Source organism: Mycobacterium szulgai (genome assembly GCF_002116635.1).
GTDB classification, from domain to species: Bacteria; Actinomycetota; Actinomycetes; order Mycobacteriales; family Mycobacteriaceae; genus Mycobacterium; species Mycobacterium szulgai.
Genome location: NZ_LQPW01000122.1, coordinates 1 through 18,630 on the forward strand (window position 1 = coordinate 1; position 18,630 = coordinate 18,630).

An 18,630-nucleotide genomic window follows, 5' to 3' on the forward strand; every position below is an offset into this window, starting at 1 on the left:
GGTTCACCCGGGGATCTGCACGCCTTGCTGGCCGGCGAACGGGTCGATGTCTTGAGTCAAACTCCCTCAGCCGCAGCCATGTTGGCGCCGCAGGGCCTGGAAGCTGCGGCGTTGGTGGTGGCCGGCGAGGCCTGCCCGGCCGAGGTCGCGCAGCGGTGGGCGCCGGGGCGGGTGATGATCAACGCCTACGGCCCAACCGAGGCAACGATTTACGCGTCGATGAGCGCACCACTTCGGCCGGGTTCAGGCGCGCCGCCGATCGGGTCGCCGGTATCGGGTGCGGCGCTGTTCGTGCTCGATCAGCGGCTACGCCCGGTTCCGCCGGGTGTGGTGGGTGAGCTGTATATCGCGGGCAGGGGAGTGGGCGCCGGGTACTGGCGCCGGCCCGGATTGACCGCATCCCGTTTCATCGCAAGTCCGTTCGGCGGGGCCGGGGCCCCCGGAACGCGCATGTATCGCACGGGGGATGTGGTGCGTTGGGGTGTGGGTGGGGAGTTGGAGTTTTTGGGGCGTGCTGATGAGCAGGTCAAGATTCGGGGGCATCGGGTGGAGCCGGGTGAGGTTGCTGGGGTGTTGGCTGGTGTGGATGGGGTGGATCAGGCGGTGGTGATCGCGCGCGAGGATCGTCCTGGTGATACGCGGTTGGTGGGGTATGTGACGGGCGTGGTTGATCCGGTGGCGGTGCGTGCGCAGCTGGCTGGGGTGTTGCCGGGGTATATGGTGCCCGCGGCGGTGGTGGTGATGGGTCAGTTGCCGTTGACGCTTAACGGCAAACTCGACACTAAGGCGTTGCCGGTTCCGCAGTACGCGGGCACCGAAAGTTATCGGGCTCCAACGAGTTTGACCGAGGAAATCCTGGCCGGCATTTATGCTCAGGTCTTAGGCGTTGACCGGGTGGGCATCGATGATTCCTTCTTCGATTTGGGTGGGGATTCGTTGTCGGCGATGCGGGCCATCGCCGCGATCAACGCTTCTCTGGACACCAGCCTGAACGTGCGCGCGTTGTTCGACGCGCCGACGGTGATGAGCCTCGTCTCGCTCCTTGATGCACCTAGCCGTGCGTTGGAGTTCGCGCCAGTCAGGGTGCTGCAAGAGGGTTCTGGATCTCCGCTGTTCTGCATCCATCACGGCGGCGGCGTTAGCTGGCCATACCGTGCGCTGGGTCCGTATCTAGATTGTCCGATTGTCGGTATCCAACAAGACACACACGCTGATTCTGGATCGGTTCGCAGCCTGGCGAAGGATTACGCCCAGCGGCTCATAGAGTTTTATCCCGGGGGCCCGTACAACATTCTTGGCTGGTCCTTCGGCGGAAACGTAGCCCACGAGCTCGCCATTGAGCTTAGCCGTCGTGGATTTGAGGTCCGACGTCTGATAATTTTAGACGCTGCGGCCAGCCACGATGACGCAATAAACATTTATGGTGCTGAACATATTGATGACGATGCCTTAATTGTGGATCAGTTTGACTCAGTAAGCCATCGGCACGCAGCGGTTCCGTTCGGAGAACTACGCAATCTCATCGTTAAGAATACGAAGGCTAATATTCAGTACCGATCTGAACACACGGTTGACGTGTTTGATGGCGACCTAACGATATTTTCGGCAACGCGCAGCGCGCCTATTGGAGCAATCCGGCAAAGCTGGCAACCATATGTAACCGGTGATATCGCGGATTATCCAGTTGATTGCACCCACCATGAGATGTTAACCGCTCAATCGGTTGAGTTGTTTGGTAAGCAACTCAGAGCGGTATTAGAAGGCTAACCAGCCGGCGAAGTGAGTTCGAGGAGATAACTGTGAAAGTAGGCGTGATCGGAGCCGGCCCGTCAGGCTTGACGACGATAAAACAGCTGCGCGACGAGGGGCATGACGTCGTATGCCTTGAAAAAAGCGCCGACATCGGCGGTATCTGGTACCGCGACGGCGAGGACCGTGAATCGATGAAGGCTTACGATGATTTGTACCTCACCATTTCGATGAAACTCATGTCATTTTCGGACTTCATGGTGGAGGACCGAGTCTTTGCCGATCGCCAAGGCTACTTAAAGTATTTGAACGACTACACCGACAAGTATGGGCTGCGGCAATGCATCAGGTTCAATTCTACGGTCGAAGCCATCGAGAAATCCGGTGACGACTGGAAGGTTTCGGTTACCGCCAACGGGCGCCAAGAGCACCACCTATTCCAAGCGCTCGCCGTCTGCAGCGGTCCGTTCCAGACGCCGGCGACCAGCATTCCTTATCTGAAGCGATTCTCCGGTGAAGTGATCCATTCCTCTCGGTACCGGAATAATCGCAAGTTTGAAGGCAAGCGCGTACTTGTTATCGGCCTTTCCGAATCTGGCGCCGATATCGTCAGGCAGATTTCGGAAGTCTCGTCCGAGTGCACGCTGGCCATACGCTCGCGTTCCTATCTAGTCCCTCGTCTCTACGATGGGCAATATTCGACAGATAGCACGACGCTTCGGGCGCATCATTATGAGATGTACGTCCGCTCGTCGGAGCATCCCTTCCCCATGGGTGCTTTCTTCCGGGACGAGACAATGTCAGCGGCTTCCTTCATGGACGCCATCAGGCAGCATGGAATGCTGGCGGCAATGACAAAAGCCGCAGGCTCATTCGATCTGGAATCGCTCGGTACGGACCTCTTGGCCGAGGGCCGCGGAGAGCCGTTAACCGCAGTAACCGATGCCATGGCGAAGGTAATACTCGGAGCGCCGACCGTCGACGTTGATGACCTCGACCCACAGAATAGCCTAGGTCAACCGTTGTACCCCCCGAAGCTGGATTTATTCACTGAGGCAAACAAGGAGACATTCGAATACATCTCCGAATGGAATCGAAAGTCCCACGAGGGAGAAGATGCTTACTCTCCACGTGTAATCTTCTGTAAGAACGTTTCGTTTGTGCCCAACGTCTTGAATGGGAAGATACAGGTCAACGATAGCGACATCGAGACTATAGAAGGCAGTACGGTCTACTTCAAGGATCGGACAGCCAAAGATTACGATTGCATCGTTCTGTGTACCGGGTTCGAACGCGATTTCTCATTCTTGCGCGGTGTGGAAATCCCAGAGAACAACGTCCGTTATTTGTACAAACACGCGTTCCATCCCGACCATGGCGGCCGTCTTGCGCTTATCGGGTTCGTCAGGCCATTCAGCGGCGGCATTCCTATTTGCGCAGAGATGCAGGCTCGGTACTTCGCCCTTCTTTGCAGCGATAAGCTCGAGCTGCCCGCAGATATCATTGACCGGATCAAAGCGGACAAGGCGTGGGAGGAGAAGTGGACCGAGCTGAGTCCTCGCCACTCCGAGGCGGTTCCGTCACAACTCTTTTTCCTCGACTCGATCGCGAAAGATATAGGGTGCTTACCCACCTGCGAACAGTTAGTTGATGAACCCGAGCTTCTGGTGAAACTTTGGTTTTACCCATTCAATCAGTTGTGCTACCGGATCGTCGGCCCCCATAGCATGCAGGGCGACGCCAAGAAATCACTCATGAGCGAAGAGCTGCCGGCCGATAGCCTGCTCAGTATGTTCTATTTCATGGCGAGTTCACTTTGGCCACCTCATGTGCGCCCAAAGGCTTTGGCGCTGAACCCGAGTCTATGGGAGCTGGATGATTAGTGACTTCAGCGTGTCGCGGTAACGGCAATGACGTTGCTCAGCTGTGACGCGTCGTCGTCGAGGACCCGGCCGTAATCGGTGGACAGGTCCCGGCGCGCCCGGGTGTCCACCTGCCACCCGTGACTGGTCAGGTAGTCGACGACACTCGTGCGTTCACCGTCGAAGAACAGCCCCGACAGGTCGATGTCGCAGCCCAGATTGATCCACCTTTGGGTGAACTCCTGGGCGCGCTGGCTCATCGACTCGCCGGAATCCGGGTGGTACTCGGTGGCCAGCTGACTGCCGGGTGCGCTAAGCGCGGTGATGTTGTCGAAGAGCCGGTCCTGGGCTTCCGGCGGAAGATACATCAGCAGGCCTTCGGCGATCCAGGCGGTCGGCAATTGCTGGTCAAATCCACTGTGGTGCAAGGCATCTGGCCAGTCGTCGCGTAGATCGATGCTGACGGCCTTGCGGTGTGCCGCGGGCGTGGCGCCCAGTGCTGAGAGGGTGGCGTTCTTGAACTCGATGACCTTGGGCTGATCGATTTCGTAGACGACGGTGCCGCGCGGCCAGGGCAACCGGTAGGTGCGGGCATCCAGGCCGGCGGCCAATATGACCAGTTGCCGAATGCCGGCGCGAGAGGCATCGAGCAGGAATTGGTCGAAGAAGCGGGTGCGAACCGCGATCGAATTGGTCACCAGCCGTAAGTCGCCGGCGGCGTCCGGAGTCGTGGCGTCCGGTATCTCACCGTCCACGAGCCGGGTGAAGAAGGGCAGGCCGACCGCACGGACGAGTGGCGCCGCGAACGGGTCGCTGATGATCGGGTCGGCCTCCTCACTGGCCAGCGCGCGGGCGGCCGCGACCATTGTTGCCGTCGCCCCCACACTCGATGCCAGGTCCCAGCTGTCACCGGCGGATCGCTTCGGGTCGGAATTGGTCTCGGAATTGGTCACAGCGCTCCTGATTGCCGTTCGGTTGGCCTACCCAACGATCATGCCCGCCGGCTGCGCCAGCGGCATCAAACGGCGTCAACGTGCAGGACGTCAACCATTTTCGAGACGGCAGCGGGGTCGGGATTCAAGCTGCGAAGTGCGCCGCGATCCCAGCGGCCGTCAGCGAACACGAGCGCATTGTCGAACCAGATTGAACAGTCATCCAGGATCAGGTCGAGATGCAGCGGCGCGGTCCAGCCGACCTTTGTCTTCGGCTGTGTCGGACTGCCCAGCCCGAGGTGCAAGCCCGCGTGGCGCTCATTGATGTGCGATACGAAATCGACCCACTCCGTTATGCCTTCATTGGTGCCGAAACCGACCTCGCCCACTCGGTCGGCATTCTCGACTTCGAAGAAGTTGTTCAAGATGCCCGCGATCAGCGGGTCGGCACAACTGGCCCCGGTGACCGTGGAGTCCGTAATTTCCAGAGTGACCGGGTGATCGGCCAACCGGGGGTCGCCGGGAAACCCGAAGCTCGAGTTGAGGGCGCCGTCCGCGACGAACGTTCCGGTCACGTGCGGGGTGTAGGTGTTGACCTCGCCCGGCGGCAGGATGCCCGGGAACTGGCCGCCGAAATAGCCGCAACTGTTCGTCCAGCCGCCATCTTCCAGCGGACGGATGTGTAGGTCTGTGCCAAACCCGTTTGTGACATGGATGTCCCGCGTGGCCTTGGCCGCCGCGATGATCGAGCTGTTCAAAGAGTCCAGGGCTTGGCGCTCCATGGCGAGCGCCAGCCTGAACAACTCGGCGGAGAAATTGAAGAGCCGAAAGACGCGGGTGCGGCCGGCGGCGGACTCGAGATATTCGAGCACCTTTCCGCGGTGTGGGCTGGACACCATGCTCACCAGCAAGAGCACATCGCGGTCCGCCGGAACGCAATCGTCAAGGTAGTCGGCTGGTTTCAGCTCGACATCGGCCGCACCGTCATCGATGCGTGCCCGCAGTACCTCGAGCAGGCCCTGGTCGTGCTCACCCTCGAGCTCGTCAGAGTAAAGAATGAGAACCCGGTCTTGCGGCCGCAACTCGAGATAACTGGAGCACAGCATCTCCATGCCGTGAATCACCGACGGATCGGCTCCCCTTTCCTCCGCGTCCATTCAGTGGACGGTGCAGATGCAGAGCCAGGCGTCGTCGGCGACGTTTGCCGGGTCGGTGCGAGCGAGCGCGATCTTGGCGTTGACGGTACGAAGCGTCTCGAGATCTGCAGCTGAAAGACCCTTGGAAGCGAGCGGTTGGTTGCTGTTGACAACGATGGACATTGACCATCCCTTTCTGATTGAGACACCGAACTGCATCGGCACAAGCAATGTTGCACATATGCAATAATAAATCAAGCGGATGATTACTTAGGGGAAGTGTTGCTGGAAGCAAAGTGTTAGCTGACGATCCGGACTCGATCGACTTCTTCACCGACGAGACCCTGCTGCCAAACCCATACCCCTACTTCGAGCGCCTACGGGGCGAGGGCCCGGTGGTCAAACTGCCGCATCACGGTGTGGTTGCTGTCACCGGTCACGAGGAGGGTTGCGTCGTCTACAAGGACTGCGAGACGTACTCGTCGATCGTGGCGGTGGGCGGACCGTTTCCGCCGTTGCCCTTCGAGCCGGCGGGTGACGACATCACCGAGCAGATCGAGCAGTATCGCGACCAGATGCCGATGAACGAATACCTGACCACGATGGACCCACCCGAGCATGCCCGGGCGCGGTCCCTGCTGAGCCGTTTGCTGACGCCCACCCGTATCAAGGCGAACGAGCAGCTGCTGCGGCGCCGGGCTGACGAGCAGATCGACCGCTTCATCGGCACCGGCAGGTGCGAGTTCGTATCCGAATACGCCAAGCCATACTCCGCCGGAGTGATTGCGGACCTGTTCGGCATACCGGCCCGCGACCGCGACACGTTCGAGGCGCCGCGCCCGAGCGTCCCCGCGGGCGCGATGGACCAGTCACCGGTGCAACACAATTCGCTGGAGTGGCTTGACGAGAAGTTCGGCCACTACCTGGCGCAGCGGCGGCGCCAACCTCGTGCGGATGTGTTGACGCGGCTGGCCCAAGCGCGCTATCCCGACGGGTCGACACCCGAAGTCGCCGATGTCGCCCGCAGCGCCACACTGCTGTTTACGGCGGCGCGCGGTGCCACCGCGGTGCTGCTGAGTTGGTCGATGCGGCTGCTGGCCGAGCGCCCTGACCTGGTGACCCTGCTGCGAGACGACCACAGCCGGATCCCGAAATTCGTCGAGGAAGTGCTTCGGATGGAAAGTCCGGTGAAAAGCGATTTCCGGCTGGCGCGCAAGACGACCACGCTCGGCGGCGTTGCTATTGCCGCGGGCACCACGGTGATGGTGTGCCCGGGAGCCATCAACCGCGACCCCCGCAAGTTCGAGGATGCGCATGAATTCCAGCTGAATCGGCCCAATGCGCGCGACCATGTGGCGTTCGGCCGCGGAGCCCACACCTGTCCGGGTGCGACGCTGGCCCGGGCGGAGGCACGCGTTTCCCTCGAGCGCCTTCTGGACCGGATGACTCAGATCGAATTGAATCCAGCCGAACACGGCCCGGCCGCCGCTCGCAGGTACGGCTACGCGCCCACGTACACGCTGCGGGCGCTGACCGAGTTACACCTCGAGTTCAGTCCAGCTCGGCGCTGAGGTAGACGACGTCGCCGAACGGAGCGTCATCGCCCACGCCCAACGGCAGGCCGTGCGCGGCGAAAAGCTCCGAGTTGGCCGAGCCGGTGATCCGCCACCCGTGGTCGGCCAGATAAGTGCCGGCGTCGGTCCGGTCGTCGAAATACACCAGGGCGGCCATGTCGAGATCGAAGCCGTGCCGGTTCCACCGCTCGTTCTGGCGGCGCATGCGGCGCCGGAGTTCGTCCTCGTTGAGTTCGTTGATGTCGGGCAGCCCCTCGGTGGCGAACCGGCTACCCGGCACGCTAAGGGCGGTGATCTGGTCGAGCAGGCGGTCCTGTGCCTCGGCCGGCAGGTATCCCAGCAGCCCTTCGGCGATCCAGGCGGTGCGCTGTGCCGGGTCGAAGCCGGCCGCGCGCAGCTCGGCCGGCCAGTCGTCGCGCAAGTCGACTGCTACGGTGCGACGATCCGCGGTGGGCTGCGCGTTCAGCCCGGACAACGTCGTGGACTTGAACTCGATCACCTGCGGCTGATCGATTTCGAACACGGTGGTCCCCGCCGGCCACGGCAGCCGGTATGCGCGCGAATCCAAGCCGGACGCGAGAATCACGGCCTGCCGGATTCCGGCCGCGGTCGCGCCGAGGAAGAAATCGTCGAAAAATCGGGTCCGCACGGCCATCGCGTTGGCGAAGTGCTGCACGCCACTCGCGGTCTCTTCGTCGAGGTCAGCACCGTCGAGCTGGCCAGCGGCCATCTTGGTGAAGAAGTCGACGCCCACCGCGCGGACGAGTGGCTCGGCGAAGCAGTCGGTTGCGACGGCCCCCGCGCCGCCGGGATCCCGGGCAGCCACCGCGCGCGCCGCGGCCACCATGGTGGCCGTCAAACCCACGCTGGACGCCAGGTCCCAGGTGTCGCCGTCAAACCGTGCGGTGCCCGTCTGGGTCATGCATCGCTCCTGCCGATGAGATTCAATGAGATTACTTAGCCAATATAATGAGCTACCAAGACTGTACGCCTCGACCGGCGCAACCCAGCGGCCCTGGACGGACCTGCCCAAACCAGCTGTTAGTCTCGTACACGGTTTGACGCGCTGTAGATAATGCGGCCGTACGTCCTGGCCTGCGGGTGTTGGGCGCGTAACGCAGGTTAACCCCCGGCTGCACAGGAGGAAGAGTGCTTTCGGCTTTCATCTCGTCACTGCGAACAGTGGACTTGAGACGGAAGATCCTCTTCACGTTGGGCATCGTGGTTCTGTACCGCGTTGGGGCTGCGCTGCCGTCGCCCGGTGTCAACATCCCCAACGTGCAGCAATGCATCAAAGAGGCCAGCGGCGGCGCTGCCGGACAGATCTACTCCCTGATCAACCTGTTCTCCGGCGGCGCGCTACTGAAGCTCACGGTGTTCGCGGTGGGCGTGATGCCCTACATCACCGCCAGCATCATCGTGCAGCTGTTGACCGTGGTCATCCCGCGCTTCGAAGAACTGCGCAAAGAAGGCCAGTCCGGCCAGGCCAAGATGACCCAGTACACCCGCTACCTGGCGATCGCACTGGCCATCCTGCAGGCGACCAGCATCGTGGCGCTGGCCGCCAACGGCGGACTGCTGCAGGGCTGCCAGCTGGACATCATCTCCGACCAGAGCATCTTCGCCTCAGTGGTCATCGTGCTGGTGATGACCGCGGGCGCGGCGCTGGTGATGTGGATGGGCGAGCTGATCACCGAACGCGGCATCGGCAACGGCATGTCGCTGCTGATCTTCGTCGGCATCGCCGCCCGCATTCCCGCCGAGGGACACGACATCCTGGAAAGCCGCGGCGGCGCCATTTTCACGGCGGTCTGCGTGGCCGCACTGATCATCATCGTCGGCGTCGTCTTCGTCGAGCAGGGCCAGCGCCGCATCCCGGTGCAATACGCCAAGCGCATGGTGGGCCGGCGGATGTACGGCGGAACCTCGACTTACCTGCCGCTGAAGGTCAACCAGGCCGGCGTTATCCCGGTGATCTTCGCGTCGTCGCTGATCTACATCCCGCATCTGATCACCCAGCTGATTCGCAGCGGTAGCGGCGGCGTGGGTCACAGCTGGTGGGACAAATTCGTCGGCACCTACCTGTCCGACCCCAGCAACCCCGCCTATATCGGCATCTATTTCGGGCTCATCGTGTTCTTCACGTACTTCTATGTGTCGATCACGTTCAACCCCGACGAGCGCGCCGACGAGATGAAGAAGTACGGCGGCTTCATTCCGGGTATCCGGCCGGGACGGCCGACGGCCGATTATCTGCGTTATGTGCTGAGTCGTATTACCCTTCCAGGGTCGATCTACCTGGGCGTTATCGCAGTGTTGCCTAACATGTTCCTGCAGATCGGCAACGGCGGCGGTGTCCAGAACTTACCCTTCGGGGGTACTGCGGTGCTGATCATGATCGGCGTCGGCTTGGATACGGTCAAACAAATCGAGAGTCAGCTCATGCAGCGCAATTACGAAGGGTTCCTCAAGTGAGAGTTGTTTTGCTGGGACCGCCGGGAGCGGGCAAGGGGACGCAGGCCCAGAAGCTGGCTGAAAAGCTCGGCATTCCACAGATCTCCACTGGCGAACTCTTCCGGAGCAATATCCAAGAAGGCACCAAGCTGGGCGTGGAGGCCAAGCGTTATCTGGACGCCGGTGACCTGGTGCCGTCGGAACTGACCAACGAGCTCGTCGACGACCGGCTTAACGACCCGGACGCGGCCAACGGATTCATCCTCGACGGGTACCCGCGCTCACTGGAGCAGGCCAAGGCGCTGCACGAGATGCTGGGTCGCCGGGGCACCGACATCGATTCCGTTGTGGAGTTCCGGGTGTCCGAGGAGGAACTGCTGACCCGGCTCAAGGGCCGCGGTCGCGCCGACGACACCGACGAGGTCATCCTCAACCGGATGAAGGTCTACCGTGACGAGACCGCCCCACTGCTGGAGTACTACAGCGACGAGTTGAAGACTGTCGATGCCGTAGGCACCGTGGACGAAGTCTTCGCGCGCGCGCTGGCGGCTTTGGGGGTGATCGCAAGCGCGGCGGAGCCGGGCACTGCGGGTCGCCCCTCATCTATCCCGGGCCAGTAAGCATGCGAGCGTTGGCACGACTGCGAGGTCGCAGGGTCGTGCCGACCCGCACTGCCGGCGAACTCGACGCGATGGCCGCGGCCGGTGCCGTCGTCGCTGCCGCGCTGGCAGCGGTCCGCGCGGCCGCGGTCGCCGGGGTCTCGAGCCTGAGCCTGGACGAGATCGCCGAGTCGGTGATCCGCGAGGCCGGCGCCGTTCCGTCATTCCTGGGCTATCACGGATACCCTGCATCGATCTGTGCTTCGGTCAACGACCGGGTGGTGCACGGCATCCCGTCGGCAGCCGAAATCCTGGCACACGGGGACCTGGTATCCATCGACTGCGGCGCGGTGCTCGACGGCTGGCATGGTGACGCGGCGATCACCTTCGGGATCGGCGCCCTCATCCCGGCCGACGAGGCGCTGTCGGCGGCGACCAAGGAATCGCTGGAGGCCGGAATCGCGGCCATGGTCGTCGGCAACCGCTTGACCGACGTCGCCCACGCCATCGAAACAGGGACCCGCGACGCCGAAATCCGCTACGACCGTGCATTCGGGATCGTGGAGGGCTACGGCGGCCACGGCATCGGCCGCCAGATGCACATGGATCCGTTCCTGCCCAACGAAGGGACGCCCGGGCGGGGGCCGCTGCTGGCGGCGGGTTCGGTGCTGGCCATCGAGCCGATGTTGACCCTGGGCACCACCAGAACGGTGGTGCTCGATGACAAGTGGACGGTTACCACCGTCGATGGGTCGCGCGCCGCGCACTGGGAACACACTGTGGCAGTCACCGAAGACGGGCCACGCATTCTGACCCTCGCCTAGCGCTGAACAATTGAACTAGACGCATACTCCACTCGTGTCAGTAGGCGGAGGTGGTCGAGTGGCTCGCGTGGCCGGCACTCGGGGGTCGTCCGGGGCAGCGGAAGCCGCTCTGATGAAGGCTCTCTATGACGAGCATGCCGCGGTTCTCTGGCGCTATGCGCTCCGCTTGACACAAGACGCAAGCCAGGCCGAGGACGTCGTCCAGGAGACGCTGTTGCGAGCCTGGCAGCATCCGGAGGTCATCGGCGACACGGAAAGGTCAGCACGGGCGTGGTTGTTCACCGTGGCACGCAACATGATCATCGACGAGCGACGCAGCGCGCGCGCTCGCAACGTCGTCGCCTCGACCGACGTGGACGGCGCCCCCGAGCAGTCGACACCGGACGAGGTGAACGCGGCGCTGGACCGGCTGCTGATAACCGACGCGATGGCGCAACTGTCCATCGAGCATCGGGCGGTGATCGAGCGGTCCTACTACCGCGGCTGGACTACTGCCCAGATCGCCACTGACCTGGGAATCGCGGAAGGAACAGTGAAGTCGCGCCTACACTATGCGGTGCGGGCATTGCGGCTCACTCTGCAGGAACTTGGAGTCACACGATGACGGCCATCCAGACGATCGTCGGCTCCGAATACTTGAGGGTGACAGGAGATGGATGACATGAGGACACCGCTTCAGGGGCTTGGCCCGCCCGGTGACCGCTATGTGACGTGGGATGCCGCTTACGTTCTTGGGTCATTGTCGGCGGCCGATCGCCGCGAATTCGAAGAGCACATGGCCCATTGCCAGCCATGCCGGGAAGCCGTGGCCGAATTGTGCGGCGTGCCGGCCCTGCTTTCCCAACTGAGCCCGGCCGACGTGGCCGCTCTCGACGAATCCGGTCCGGTGGCGGCGGCGCCGCAGATGTCGCCGGAGTTGCTGCCGTCACTGTTGGCGACGGTGCGCTGGCGCCGTCGGCGGACCCGTCTGACCACCTGGGCGGCCTCGGCCGCCGCGGCTGTGGTGCTGGGCATCGGTGTGCTGGTGGGCCTGCAAGGGCATTCCGCTGTCCCGCAGCAAGCGACCGTGTCGGCCCAGCCGATGGCGCAGGTCGGCACGAATCTGCTGACCTCGACGGTTTCGTTCAGCAGTCATAATTGGGGGACGTTCATCAACCTGCAGTGCGTCTGCCTGGCACCGCCGGACGCTCATCACGACACGCTGGCCATGGTCGTGGTTGGCCGCGACGGCAGCCAAACCCGGCTGGCGACCTGGGTGGCCGAGCCCGGTCACACCGCAACGCCGGCGGGCAGCATTTCCACGCCGGTCGACCAGATCGCCGCGGTTCAGGTGGTTTCGGCTGAAAGCGGACAGATCCTGCTGCAGCGCTCTCTGTAGACCTGACTTTTCGATGAACTGAAGTTCGCTGCCCGTCGTGTTAGAGACATGCCCAGGAAGTACCGGGTGGTCGACTACATCGTCGAGCAGCTCGCGGCAATCGGAATCGACCACATCTTCGGGGTTGACGGCGCCAACATCGAGGACCTGTACGACGCGGCTCATTTCCAGTCCTCGATCACCGCGGTACTGGCCAAGCATGAGTTCTCCGCGGCCGCGATGGCCGACGGATACAGCCGTAGCGGCGCCGGGCTTGGTGTCGTAGCCGCCACTTCCGGCGGCGGCGCGCTGAATCTCGTCGCGGGACTGGGCGAGTCGCTGGCCAGCCGTGTCCCGGTGCTGGCGTTGGTCGGTCAGGCCCCCTCGTCGATGGACGGCCGGGGCAGCTTTCAGGACACCAGCGGCCGCAATGGATCGCTGGACGCCGCGGCGGTGTTTGGCGCGGTGTCGGTGTCGTGCCAGCGAGTGCTTGCACCGGCCGACATCGTGTTCGCGTTGCCCAGGGCGATCGCTGCGGCCCGCACCGGTGGACCGGCAGTTCTCCTGCTACCCAAGGACATTCAGCAAGCGTACGTGGAAGTGGGTCGCGTGACGGGGGTGCAGGAGCCGCGGCCCATCGGCAATCCACAGCAGATCGTCAAGCTGCTGCGCGGGGTGACTGGGCCGGTCACCATCATCGCCGGCGAGCAGGTGGCCCGCGACAACGCGCGCAGCGAACTCGAAGTGCTGCGCACGGTGCTGCGCGCCCGGGTGGCGACCGTTCCCGATGCCAAAGATGTCGCGGGCACACCGGGTTTCGGGTCGTCGTCAGCGCTCGGGGTCACCGGGGTGATGGGCCATCCCGGCGTGGTGGAGGCGGTGGCAACCAGCGCGGTGTGCCTGGTAGTTGGCACCCGGCTTTCGGTCACCGCGCGCAGTGGTCTCGACGACGCGCTCGAGTCCGTGCGAACGATCTCGATCGGGTCGGCGCCCCCGTATGTTCGGTGCGCGCACGTGCACACCGACGACTTGCGCGGCTCGTTACGCATGCTCACCGAGGCGCTTTCCGGAGCCGGCCGGCCCACGGGTGTGCGCGTACCCGACGCGGTGTGCCGCACCGAGCTGGCCGCACCGGCCTTCGCCGGCGCCGGGGTGCGGTACCGGGATGCCATGGCCGTGCTCGACGGGGTGCTGCCCGACGGGACGGACATCGTGGTCGACGCCGGAAACACCGGTGCGGCCGCAATCCACTACCTGCCGGCGCGGCGAGACGGCAGATTCACCGTCGCGCTCGGGATGGGTGGCATGGGCTACAGCTTCGGTGCCGGGATCGGAATGGCATTCGGGCGCGCCAACACCGGACGACCCGGCGGGCGAGCCATCGTAATCGCCGGGGACGGGGCGTTTTTCATGCACGGCATGGAGGTGCACACCGCGGTGCAGTACCGGCTTGCGGTGACTTTCATCGTGTTCAACAACAACGCCCACGCCATGTGCGTTACCCGCGAGCAGCTCTTCTACGACGATCTCTACAGCTACAACCGCTTCCGGCCCAGCCAATTGGGTGCCGGTCTGGCGGCGATGTTTCCGGGATTGGCCGCTGTCGACGTCAGCAACCTCGACGGGCTCGCCGCGGCGATGCGCACGGCATTGGACGCCGACGGTCCCACGGTGGTCAGCGTCGAATGCGCCGCCGACGAAATCCCGCCGTTCGCACCGTTTCTCACTACCACGAAGGAGAGCCGAGCCGATGTCGTTGCCAGCGCTTGAGGATATCCGCAGCCCCATTGACGGGGTGACCCGAATCGAAACCAGCCCGCGGGAGAAGGCCACCCCGATCATCATGGAGATGATGCGCTCGGTGTACCCGCACCACGAGGTCTTCGGTGATTACTGCACCGTCAACGATTTCATCGATTGCCCGCCCGACGAACTGTTCGGCTACCTGGCCGACACTCGCAGCCTCGAAGAGTGGACCTACAGCCTGCGCGGCTTCGAACCCACCGGCGAACCGGGGCTGTGGCTGGCCCACGACCGCCTCGGTTCGGAGACCAAGATCTACACCCGCACCATTGCCAACGAAGATGCCCGGACCGTCGACTATCACTGCGCCTGGGACCAGGGCATGCACCTGTGGATGATCTACCTGATGCGCGTCGTCGATGCTCAGGTGGTCCTGGACAAGCCGGGATCGGTTGTGCTGTGGACGAATTGCCATCACCCGTTCTACGACGAGAACCCGTATCCGGAAGCCGCACCCCCGCAGCGTCCGGTGTGGGTCGGCGACTTCTGGGACATGTTCGGCGCCGGCCATCTGCTGGAACTGAAGAACCTCAAGGCCATCGCCGAATATCGGCACCACAATGGGCTGCCGGTCACCCCCGAGTGGATGAGAGAGGCGTCGTGAGCCAGCCCGTGGTCAGCCTGACCGACGTTTCCGGCTACCTGCCCGGTGAACCGATCGGAGCCGACTACTACGCCCAGTTCGCCGAGTCCGACGATCTGCGCGACAACGTGATGTTCCGGGCCCCGAAATTCCGCCATCACGTGTCGCCGGAGGAGAGTTCGATCGACATGATCGAGCGCGCGGCGCAGGGTCTGATCGAGCGCCACGGGCCTGACGTCGTCGAGGGCGCCGACGTGCTGATCACTCACACTCAGGTACCCGATATGGCCTTCTACGGCCAAGGGGGTGGCATCGCCCACCGGCTGGGGATGCGGCCGTCCTGGGTGCTCGACCTGCACAACGGCGGTTGTGCGGCATTTGTGTTGGCGCTCAACGTGGCTCGCCAACTGCTGGTATCGGGTCAGGGGCAGACGGCATTGATCGCCATCGCCCAGAACGCCGCCGGTCAGTTCTTCGACCAGCCCGGCGTGCGCCGCAAGGCGCAGTCCGCGGTACCGGGCGACGGTGCCGCGGTCGGACTGGTCACCTTGTCCGACGAGTCGCCCGTGCTCGGTATTGAGTGCCGCACCTATGGCGAATACGCCGGTGAGATGACGCTGGCCTACGACCCGCCCCGCAAGTGGTGGCAAGCCGGCTCGGGGGAGGGCTCCATCGGTTTCACCGAAAGCAAGATCACCAAAGTCCTGGCCCGCGGTAACCGGCAGGTCCCCGAAGTCGCACTTGCGGTATGTGATCGAATCGGAATGGACGCCAAGGACATTGATCTGTTGGTCACCAATCAGCCCAACCGGGTGTTTCTGCGCAACTGGCGTGAGGCGCTCGAGTTGCCGGCCGAACGACACCGGGACACCTTTGATGAGTGTGGCAATCTGTTCGGTGCCGGGATCCCAGTCAACCTGGACCGCGCGATCTCCGCGGGCCAGCTCAAGGCCGGTGACGTGATCATGATGGCAGCCTTCGCGCACGCCGGCGACTTCGCCGGTGCGGCCGCGGTGCGCTGGGGTGGGCGGGCCTGATGGCAGCCGCCGGGGGGGCCACTGAAAGCGCTGAAAGCATAGAAAGTTCCTGCGCTTTTCAGCTAGACGATGCGATGCCGAATGCGATCGACCCATCCGCCTTGTCGCTCAACGAGAATCCGTTTCCGCCGCTGCCGGCGGTACGTTCGGCATTGATCCGCTCCATCGATGCGGCCAATCGCTATCCCGAGTTCCTGCCCGAGCGCCTGCGCAACGTGATCGCCGGCCATCTCGGTCTGCCCGCCGACCAGGTCGTGCTGGGCGCCGGGGCAACCGGAGTGGTGATGCAGGCGTTGCAGGCGCTGACCGCTCCCGGCGACGCGATCGCCATGTCGGCGCCGACGTTCGACGGGTATCCGATCGTGGCGCAAATGGCCCGGCTCAACGTCGTGACGGTCCCGCTCGACGAGCATGGCCACAACAATCTCGACGGGCTGGCCGAAGTCGCCGCGCACGCCCGGGTGGTGGTGGTGTGCCGGCCGCACAATCCGACCGGCACCCTGGAGCCGTCGGCCGAGATCGTCAGATTTCTGCAGCGTGTTCCGCCGGACACGGTGGTGCTGCTCGATGAGGCTTACATCGAATTCGTCGCCCCCGAGCTACGCATCGACGTCCGGGCTTTGCTAGCATGCTTCGCCAATGTCGTTGTGGTAAGGACGTTTTCGAAGGCATACGGGCTGGCGGGTCTGCGTATCGGCTATGGGCTGGCTACAGCGGAGCTGGCGGCCACGCTGTGGGCGCATCAGCTGCCGTTCGGCATCGCGAGCTCCGGCCTGCTCGCGGTCGCGGCCTCCTACGAAGCCGAAGAGCAACTGCTGCAACGGGTCCGGGTGATTACCGCCGAACGGCGCTATCTGCGGATGCGGCTGAGCGCGATGCGGACGTACACAACCGACGCGCACGCCAACTTCATGTACCTGCCGGCAAGGGGGCGGCTGTGGCACGAGGTGTTCGCGCACAGCGGGCTGCAGGTGCGGTTGTACGCCGACGGTGGGGCACGCGTCACCGTGGGCAACCGCGCGTCCACCACGGCGGTGCTGTCGGCGGTGGGGCAAGTGCGGTAAGAAGGGGCGTGGCTGCCTCACAAAAGCGTGACCCCATAGCCGCCGCCCGAGCCAACTGGGAGCGAGCCGGCTGGGGCGATGTGTCGCAGGGCATGGTGGCAGTCACGTCGGTGATGCGTGCGCATCAGATCTTGCTGGCCCGCGTCGAAACCGCGCTGCGCCCCTACGATCTGAGTTTCTCGCGCTTCGAGCTGCTGCGGCTGTTGGCGTTCAGCCGCACCGGAGCGCTACCGATCACCAAGGCCTCAGACCGGCTGCAGGTGCACGTCACCAGCGTCACCCATGCGATCCGCCGCCTGGAGGCCGACGGGTTGGTGGAACGGGTCCCGCACCCCACCGACGGGCGAACCACGTTGGTCCAGATCACCCAACTGGGCCGCTCCACCGTCGAGGACGCCACCGTCACCCTCAACGAGCAGGTATTCGCCGACATCGGTATGGCAGCCGAGGAATCGCAGGCGCTGGTGTCGTCCATTGAAACGTTGCGGCGCACAGCCGGCGACTTCTAAACGGAATAGAAAGGCATGAAAATGGACCCTCTTGTTGCTCACCAGCGCGCCCAGGACGCCTTCGCAGGAGTCCTGGCTAACGTCGGTGTTGATCAGTTAGACGCCGGCACGCCCTGTTCGGAGTGGACGGTCAACGATCTGATCGAGCATGTCATCGGCGGCAACGAGCAAGTCGGGCGATGGGCGGCCAACCCCGTCGAGCCGCCGGACCGGCCCGAGGGCGTCGGCGCGGCACACCGGACCGCGGCCGCGGCCGCCCAGGCGGTGTTCGCCGGACCGGACGGCTTGACCACCACGTTCAACCTGCCCTTCGGGGAACTTCCCGGCCAATTCTTCATCGGGATCCGCACCACCGATGTGCTGACCCACGCCTGGGATCTCGCCGCTGCCACCGGCCAATCCACCGATATCGATCCAGAGCTGGCGGCCGAGCAACTGGCTGCCGCACGCAACTTCGTCGGACCTCAATTCCGCGGGCCGGGTAAGCCGTTCCACGACGAGCAGCCGTGCTCATCGGGGCACACGGCGGCCGATCAGCTGGCCGCGTTCCTGGGCCGAGAGGTGTAGCGCCGCCGCGATTGTTGGGATCGGTAGCAGCGCGCGCCATGTCCACTCTCCGCAGGGTGACGACCAATCCGGTCGGCGTACTAGGAGGTGGCCATGTCGTTCGTGATCGCGGTGCCGGAGTTGATGGCAGAGGCCGCAACGAGTTTGGCGAGTATCGGGTCGACGATCGGCGCGGCCAATACCGCTGCGGCGGCTCCCACGGCGGCGTTGCTGGCCGCAGGCGCCGACGAGATATCGGAGGCCGTGGCGGCGCTGTTCAGCGCGCACGCCCAGTCCTATCAGGCGCTGGGCGCGCAGGCGGCGGCTTTTCACGACCAGTTCGTGCAGGCCCTGACCGCGGGTGCGGGCTCGTATGTGGCCGCTGATGCCGCCGCCGTGTCGCCGCTGCAGCAGCTGCTCAACTTGGTGAATCAGCCCTTCATGAGCGCGCTGGGACGGCCGCTGATCGGCAACGGCGCCAACGGGGCGGCGGGAAGCGGGGCCGCGGGCGGGGCCGGTGGGTTGCTGTTCGGCAACGGTGGCGTCGGCGGGTCCGGCACGGTGGGCGGTGCCGGTGGGGCCGCCGGGCTGTTGGGCAGAG

General features: G+C 64.0%; 18 protein-coding genes and 1 pseudogene. 15 read left to right on the forward strand and 4 right to left on the reverse strand.

All coding sequences use genetic code 11. The features are described from left to right. Together AWC27_RS17105 and AWC27_RS17110 are read left to right on the forward strand one after the other, a co-directional pair. Positions 1–1,767, forward strand: a 1,767-nt coding sequence (locus AWC27_RS17105; RefSeq protein WP_139837056.1) for a thioesterase domain-containing protein, incomplete at its 5' end; no start/stop codon positions are given. A 32-nt stretch (positions 1,768–1,799) separates the two neighbouring features. Continuing rightward, positions 1,800–3,632: a flavin-containing monooxygenase gene (locus tag AWC27_RS17110; RefSeq protein ID WP_085671581.1), complete on the forward strand. Its 1,833-nt coding sequence runs from the start codon at positions 1,800–1,802 to the stop codon at positions 3,630–3,632. A gap of 5 nt (positions 3,633–3,637) precedes the next feature. Here AWC27_RS17110 and AWC27_RS17115 read toward each other — a convergent pair whose 3' ends face one another. The 3 genes from AWC27_RS17115 to AWC27_RS31210 form a co-directional block, all read right to left on the reverse strand. Next, positions 3,638–4,477: a class I SAM-dependent methyltransferase gene (locus tag AWC27_RS17115; protein WP_085671593.1), complete on the reverse strand. Its 840-nt coding sequence runs from the start codon at positions 4,475–4,477 to the stop codon at positions 3,638–3,640. Positions 4,478–4,629: 152 nt separating this feature from the next. Further along, on the reverse strand, positions 4,630–5,700 hold the full coding sequence (locus AWC27_RS17120) for a M29 family metallopeptidase (protein WP_085671582.1): 1,071 nt from the start codon (positions 5,698–5,700) through the stop codon (positions 4,630–4,632). Beyond that, on the reverse strand, positions 5,701–5,862 hold the full coding sequence (locus tag AWC27_RS31210; protein WP_169726810.1) for a hypothetical protein: 162 nt from the start codon (positions 5,860–5,862) through the stop codon (positions 5,701–5,703). 113 nt (positions 5,863–5,975) lie between these two features. On the opposite strand from AWC27_RS31210, the gene AWC27_RS17130 reads away from it, so the two are divergent. Next, entirely contained in the window at positions 5,976–7,250 is a 1,275-nt protein-coding gene (locus AWC27_RS17130; RefSeq protein ID WP_085671584.1) for a cytochrome P450, read from the forward strand. Here AWC27_RS17130 and AWC27_RS17135 read toward each other — a convergent pair. Further along, complete coding sequence (locus AWC27_RS17135; protein ID WP_085671585.1) at positions 7,231–8,175, reverse strand: class I SAM-dependent methyltransferase; 945 nt, start codon at positions 8,173–8,175, stop codon at positions 7,231–7,233. The two genes, AWC27_RS17130 and AWC27_RS17135, sit on opposite strands and share 20 nt — an antisense overlap. A gap of 227 nt (positions 8,176–8,402) precedes the next feature. Here AWC27_RS17135 and secY point away from each other — a divergent pair, with 227 nt between their 5' ends. The 12 genes and pseudogenes from secY to AWC27_RS17195 all read left to right on the forward strand — a co-directional run. Next, on the forward strand, positions 8,403–9,728 hold the full coding sequence (gene secY, locus AWC27_RS17140) for a preprotein translocase subunit SecY (RefSeq protein ID WP_083116137.1): 1,326 nt from the start codon (positions 8,403–8,405) through the stop codon (positions 9,726–9,728). Next, positions 9,725–10,264: pseudogene (locus tag AWC27_RS17145) on the forward strand (adenylate kinase); the annotation flags it as partial. The gene secY and the pseudogene AWC27_RS17145, both read left to right, overlap by 4 nt. 65 nt (positions 10,265–10,329) lie before the next feature. Continuing rightward, positions 10,330–11,130 carry a type I methionyl aminopeptidase gene (map, locus tag AWC27_RS17150; RefSeq protein WP_085671586.1) on the forward strand — a complete coding sequence of 267 codons (801 nt, stop codon included), beginning with the start codon at positions 10,330–10,332 and terminating at the stop codon, positions 11,128–11,130. A gap of 58 nt (positions 11,131–11,188) precedes the next feature. Then, the gene (locus AWC27_RS17155; RefSeq protein WP_083116140.1) at positions 11,189–11,734 is read left to right on the forward strand and encodes a sigma-70 family RNA polymerase sigma factor; all 546 of its coding nucleotides are present in this window, start codon (positions 11,189–11,191) and stop codon (positions 11,732–11,734) included. A gap of 57 nt (positions 11,735–11,791) precedes the next feature. Continuing rightward, positions 11,792–12,508, forward strand: a complete 717-nt coding sequence (locus AWC27_RS17160; RefSeq protein ID WP_139837057.1) for an anti-sigma factor family protein — start codon at positions 11,792–11,794, stop codon at positions 12,506–12,508. Positions 12,509–12,556: 48 nt separating this feature from the next. Beyond that, complete coding sequence (locus AWC27_RS17165) at positions 12,557–14,257, forward strand: thiamine pyrophosphate-binding protein (protein ID WP_085671588.1); 1,701 nt, start codon at positions 12,557–12,559, stop codon at positions 14,255–14,257. Continuing rightward, the gene (locus AWC27_RS17170) at positions 14,238–14,894 is read left to right on the forward strand and encodes an SRPBCC family protein (protein ID WP_085671589.1); all 657 of its coding nucleotides are present in this window, start codon (positions 14,238–14,240) and stop codon (positions 14,892–14,894) included. Before AWC27_RS17165 ends, AWC27_RS17170 begins: the two co-directional genes overlap by 20 nt. Next, entirely contained in the window at positions 14,891–15,910 is a 1,020-nt protein-coding gene (locus AWC27_RS17175) for a 3-oxoacyl-ACP synthase III family protein (protein WP_085671590.1), read from the forward strand. Before AWC27_RS17170 ends, AWC27_RS17175 begins: the two co-directional genes overlap by 4 nt. Before the next feature lie 74 nt (positions 15,911–15,984). Next, positions 15,985–16,974, forward strand: coding sequence for a pyridoxal phosphate-dependent aminotransferase (locus tag AWC27_RS17180; protein ID WP_245847223.1), 990 nt, complete (start codon positions 15,985–15,987; stop codon positions 16,972–16,974). An 8-nt stretch (positions 16,975–16,982) separates the two neighbouring features. Then, the gene (locus tag AWC27_RS17185; protein ID WP_085671592.1) at positions 16,983–17,483 is read left to right on the forward strand and encodes a MarR family transcriptional regulator; all 501 of its coding nucleotides are present in this window, start codon (positions 16,983–16,985) and stop codon (positions 17,481–17,483) included. 21 nt (positions 17,484–17,504) lie between these two features. Continuing rightward, on the forward strand, positions 17,505–18,050 hold the full coding sequence (locus tag AWC27_RS17190; RefSeq protein WP_085671594.1) for a TIGR03086 family metal-binding protein: 546 nt from the start codon (positions 17,505–17,507) through the stop codon (positions 18,048–18,050). A 93-nt stretch (positions 18,051–18,143) separates the two neighbouring features. Further along, the coding region (locus AWC27_RS17195) for a PE family protein (protein WP_139837058.1) at positions 18,144–18,630 on the forward strand (487 nt) is incomplete at its 3' end.